The sequence below is a fragment of the Nitrosomonas eutropha genome, assembly GCF_003201195.1.
Taxonomy (GTDB): Bacteria; Pseudomonadota; Gammaproteobacteria; order Burkholderiales; family Nitrosomonadaceae; genus Nitrosomonas; species Nitrosomonas eutropha.
This window is the reverse complement of sequence record NZ_QICQ01000071.1, coordinates 1-2,834: the sequence shown is the minus strand read 5'-3', so window position 1 is coordinate 2,834 and position 2,834 is coordinate 1. Positions and strand designations below refer to the sequence as shown.

Genomic DNA, 2,834 nt, shown 5'->3' with positions numbered 1-2,834 from the left:
CAGTATGAGTGGACAGTGCGCCACTTGGGAAAGTCATTAGGCAGGGCTCGCCACTGGCAGCCGCTCTTGAGCAAATACAGCACCGCACAAAAAACATCGTACAGATCTATTCGTCGAGGGCTGGTCTTCCTGCGCGCGCTCTCCAGCAAAGGCTTGATAAGCTCGAATTGTTCACGACTGATGTCGCTCGGGTAACTTCTTCTCATCTTCCGAGTTTCTCATACTCCCCTAGACTTTGAACAGGTTCTTAGACAACTCATAAAAACTGGAACAGAGGGTAACCAAGAGGCCTTTAAGCGTGTTTCAGAGCAATTGATCAAGGAAGAGAGGGCCAAGAACCACCATCTTTTGGCCAATGACCTGGAGCGAATCCTCTATGGTCGGCGTAGTGCGCCGGGAATCACGAATTCATCCCTACTTGATCATGTTCCCAAGGATAAAGATCGTAATCTGCCACTTTTACAGATCAAAGAAGCAGTCCGTCGTATGGAAGACGTCGTGCTGTCTGATGAGTTCGACGCACTGGCCAAGGAGCGGGCCGATACTGCCGAGCATGGCGAATTAAAACCTGTGGTTAATGCCTTTCTGTAAATGCTGGATGCCTATGAAGGCAAAAGCATCCTAGTAGCCGCCACCAACCATGAGCAAATTCTCGATGCCGCCATTTGGCGTCGGTTTGATGAGGTGTTGGTCTTTGAATCACCCAACCTGGAGCAGTTGCGACGGCTGTTGACAATCAAGCTGCGTGGATTGCGCCGTGAATTTGACATTGAGGATGCGCGCATAACAAGCATGTTCAAAGGGATGAGTCATGCCGATGTAGAGCGAGTCCTGCGGCGGGCAGCCAAAGACATGGTGCTGACTGGAAAAGAATTTCTCAGTGAACGGCATCTGCAATCCGCCATTCGTCGTGAAGATGTAGGCGGGTTTGATGAGCGCAAGCTTTTCCGCTTCACGGTGCAGAAAGGATTTAACCCGGATGATCTGAGAAAAATCTCCACAGAAATCGAATTTGTCAGCCAGGAAGACGAAACCGTTGTCATCGGCTTCGCCACCAATGCCGCATTGGCGCAGTTTGAAGCCCGTCTTTCCAGTATGGCTTCTGGTGAGCACGTTACCAATAAAGAAGTGATCTATGCCCTGCAAAGCGTGGATGGCTGGAGTGCCGACAATCGAAAAGGCTGGGCACTGAAGCAGCAAGGCTTCCCTGATCGGGATGAGTTCATGCTGGATGTTGAGCTATGGCCGCTGGAAGACAGTCATCAGGCGAGGCAGCAAGCCTGGCAAGCATTTGAAAGCTGGCTGGCAGAAAAACGTATCGAGAAGTTGGATCAGATCAAGAAGCCAGAGCTGACCCTTTATCGTGTGCGCTGCACAGTAGCACAGGCTGACGGGCTGCTTCACCATCGGGATGTGCGATCCATTGACTTGCCGCCCAACTTTGCGTTGGAGCGATCGGTCGTCTTTCAGGATATTCAGAACATTCCTGATATCCAGGCTCCTTCAGCGCAAGCGCCGGGCGTGGTGGTGCTCGATAGTGGCATTGCCGATGGCCATCCTCTGCTGAAAGCAGCTGTCGGCGAGGCCGAGAGCTTCTTGCCGGGCGAAGGCCCGCACGATGAAAATGGGCACGGTACACATGTTGCCGGTCTGGCTCTTTATGGCGACTTTGAAAAACACCTGCGTGCCAGAATCTTTGTGCCCAACTTGCGCTTGTACAGCGGCCGGATTCTCGACAAACACAATGAGAACACCACGGGCTTTGTGGAGAACCAGATAGAAGAGGCCGTTCGCTACTTTGTCAGTAAGCATCTGTGCAAAGTGTTCAATCTGTCTTTCGGAGATGCCAACAAGCCCTACTTGGGCGGACACCTGAAAGGCTTGTCGGTGACGTTGGATACCCTCTCGCGAGAACTTGGTGTGCTGTTTGTCGTGTCATCAGGCAATCATCGAATAAATGAAGATTCTCCCGATGGGTTGGAATGGCGAAATCAATATCCAGGCTATCTGTTGAATGATGGCTGGCGACTAATCGAACCGGCCCCCGCATTGAATGTGCTGACGGTTGGCAGCTTGGCGCGCCACAACCAGACCTATAACAGCCAGCGTTATCCGCTTGACCCGGCAGAACTGCTGATTGCACCGCCGGATCAGCCATCACCCTTCACTCGTAGCGGCCACTCTGTCGATGGGGCCATCAAGCCGGAACTGATGACATATGGTGGGAATTGGGCAATAAATACACGTGCAAATCACGCATTGCTGGACAGGGCTGCCGGGCTGGGTGTGGTATCGACTAGCTACCAGTTTGCTGGCGGCCATCCTTTTATGGCGGATGCCGGCACCAGTATGGCCGCGCCTCAAGTGGCGCATCTGGCCGCTTCCGTACTCCATGAGCACCCGGATACCACAGCCAACTTTGTTCGTGCCCAACTCTGCCTGAACGCCGTGCGGCCACAGACCAGCCAGCAACTGGCAGATCAGGACAAAGTTTTTAAACAGGTGGTGGTTATGGTCAGGTCGAAGAAACCGCACTGCACCGCTCGCTGGAAAACGCCGTCACCCTGATTACAGATGGCAAGATCGAGAACAAACGGCACCACTTCTATGAAATACCGGTGCCACCAGAATTCACCAGCGGTGGAAAAAAACGCCTACGGGAAATTGCCGTCGCCCTAGAGCATTTTTGATTTAAATATATGCATGCAATAGACTATTCTCTATTACAACTGATGGGGAAGGTTATGCATGCCTATTCACAAGATCTTCGGGATCGCATTCTGGGTGCGTTGGATCGTGACGAAGGTCCAACGGCAATTGCCCGGCGCTTTGAG

At 52.5% G+C, this 2,834-nt stretch carries 3 protein-coding genes; 2 read left to right on the top strand and 1 reads right to left on the bottom strand.

What is annotated here, in order from left to right:
- Window positions 1-206 (bottom strand): transposase (locus C8R14_RS13140; RefSeq protein WP_143000361.1); only part of this gene is annotated, 206 nt, incomplete at its 3' end.
- 142 nt (window positions 207-348) lie between these two features.
- Here C8R14_RS13140 and C8R14_RS13135 point away from each other — a divergent pair.
- Window positions 349-591: a hypothetical protein gene (locus tag C8R14_RS13135; RefSeq protein WP_082211275.1), complete on the top strand. Its 243-nt coding sequence runs from the start codon at window positions 349-351 to the stop codon at window positions 589-591.
- Window positions 592-2,568: a S8 family serine peptidase gene (locus C8R14_RS13130; protein WP_074710468.1), complete on the top strand. Its 1,977-nt coding sequence runs from the start codon at window positions 592-594 to the stop codon at window positions 2,566-2,568.
- Window positions 2,569-2,834 lie beyond the last annotated feature (266 nt).